Below are 2,165 nucleotides of genomic sequence, written 5' to 3'. Positions count from 1 at the left end.
ACCCCCGCGTAGGGGAGGCCGGTTCCGTCGGGGAGGAGCGGGGGGTCTCGGTCGGCGGGCCACCCCGCGCCGGGCCCGCTCCCCGCCGCCGGGGGGCGGCAGGTCCTGCTGGTCGAGGACGCCGACGGGCTCGCCCGGACGCTCACCGCGACGCTGCCCGCCGACGGCGCCCGGCACACCCTCCGCTTCGACCTGGCCTCCCCCGTCACCGCGGCGCGGCCCGCCCGGGTCGTCCGGGTCGCCGTGCAGCCCGCCGCGGACCTGCCGGGGCGGCGCAGCCTCACCCTGGACCTGGAGCGGATCACCGCCGTCGGCCCGGCCGCCCGGCACGACCTCGCACCGCCCGCCGGATCGGGTTGGACGGCCACCGCGCCCGGCGCCGGCCGGCCGGAGGACATCGGCTGCCCGGGCCATCCCACGGCCGGCACGGCGGGCCGCATCCCCGACACCAGTGACGACCTGGCCGGCCCGTGCACCCTCGCCGAGCCGGCCGGCACCCTGCTGCGGGCCGTGCTGCGCACCCAGCAGCCGAACGGGATGAGCGACGGCCGCACGCCCGAGGTGGCGTACACCGTGGCCGCCGAGCCGGACACGCCGCTGCTGCCGGTCCTCGCGGACGACGCGCTGCTCGCCACCGGGGTGCAGGTCGGCTCCCGGCTGCTGCTCGTCCCCGGCGGCGACCCGGTCGTGCGGGCGGTGGTCGTCGGGCGGATCGCCGTCGTCCCGGGCCTGCCGCGGGAGCGGCCGGCCGTGCTCGCCGACTCCCGGGCGTTCGCCGCCCAGCGGGTCCTCGGCGGGTCACCGCCCGTACCGGAGGCCCGCTGGTGGCTCGCGGCCGGGCCGGACGGCGGACGCGCCGCGCAGGCCGCGCTGCGCGGGCGTCCGGAGCTGGGCACCGTACGGAGCCTGCGGGACGAGGCCGCGGCGCTGGCCGCCGATCCGTACCAGGCGGGGCTGCGCCGCGCGCTCTGGCTCTGCCTGCTGCTCGCGCCGCTGTTCGCGCTCACCGGGACGACCGTGCAGGCTGCGGCGGACGCGCGCTCGCGGATCCGGGAGTTCGCGGTGCTGCGGGCGATCGGTGTCGCCCCCGGCCGGCTCGCGGCGGTGCTGCGCACCGAGATGCTCACCCTGACGGGTCTCGCGGTGCTGCTCGGTGCGGTGCTGGGCCTGCTGTCGGCGGCCCTGCTGCTGCCGCTGGTCGTGGTGGACGGCAGTGCCGCCGCGGTGTTCCCCGCGCTGCGCACCGGCCCGGGGTGGGCGGCCACCGCGGCCACCGCACTGGCGACCGGGGCGCTGGTGGGGGCCGGATCGTCGGTGCTGGCAAGGCGGTTCGCCCGGGTCGACCTGGCGCGGACCCTGAGGACGGGGGAGGACGGATGATCGCCGGCCGGTGGCCGCGGGCCGCTTCGCGCCGACTGCCGCTGTACGCGCTGCAGTTCGTTCTGGTGGCGGTCCTGGCGGCGCTCGCCGCCGCCTGGGAGCCGTCGTACGACCGGCCGGCCACCCGGGCGCTGGCCCAGGAGGTCGAGCAGGCCGCGGCCGACGGGCCGCTGGTCACCGTCCGCTCGGGCCTGCGGCCGCCGGCGACGGACGACGGCGCGTCGGTGGCGCCGAAGTTCGGCACCCTGGAGGGCGACCTCGCCCGGCTGGCCGAGGGGCTGCGCCGCGGCGCCGGCCCCGGGCTGGCGGCGGTCCTCGGGGCGCCGACCGCCCGGATCGAGACCGGCGTGGTGCCCCTCCTCGGGGACGGCGTCCGCCGGCCGGACGGCACCGCGCCGACCGCACAGCTGGTGTACGCCCAGGACGCCGGCCGCGAGCTGCGCTGGACCTCGGGCCGGGCTCCGGGCACCCCGGTGGGCGATCCGGCGGCGGCCCCGGTCGAGGTCGCCGTCTCGGCGGCGAACGCGGACGTCCTCGGCCTGGCCCCCGGCCGCCCGGTGACGCTCCGCGGGCCCGGCCTGGAGACCGCGGCGGTGGTGGTGGGCGTCTTCACGCCCGTCACCGAGACCGCCGACCTGTGGCAGCAGTTCCCCGCGCTGGCGCGGCCGTTGGTGAACGACACCGCGCAGGGGCGGCGCACCGCCGTCGAGTTCCTGACCGGCGCGGCCGGCATCGAGGCCGTCGAGGCCCGCGGCAGCGCCGGCCCGGCGGGCCTGGCGCTGACC

Annotated in this window: 2 protein-coding genes; both read left to right on the top strand. The window is 80.2% G+C overall.

Features of this window, described 5'->3' with window-relative positions; translation table 11 throughout:
* The first annotated feature begins 243 nt into the window (after positions 1-243).
* Positions 244-1,380 carry an FtsX-like permease family protein gene (locus tag ABZ641_RS34145; RefSeq protein WP_359988206.1) on the top strand — a complete coding sequence of 379 codons (1,137 nt, stop codon included), beginning with the start codon at positions 244-246 and terminating at the stop codon, positions 1,378-1,380.
* Positions 1,377-2,165, top strand: a 789-nt coding sequence (locus ABZ641_RS34140; RefSeq protein WP_359988204.1) for a hypothetical protein, incomplete at its 3' end; no start/stop codon positions are given. The genes ABZ641_RS34145 and ABZ641_RS34140, both read left to right, overlap by 4 nt.

Origin of the sequence: Kitasatospora sp. NPDC007106 (assembly GCF_040634455.1) — a bacterium.
Taxonomy (GTDB): Bacteria; Actinomycetota; Actinomycetes; order Streptomycetales; family Streptomycetaceae; genus Kitasatospora; species Kitasatospora arboriphila.
Note: the sequence above shows the minus strand (reverse complement) of the source record. Positions and strands in the feature narration are given on the sequence as shown.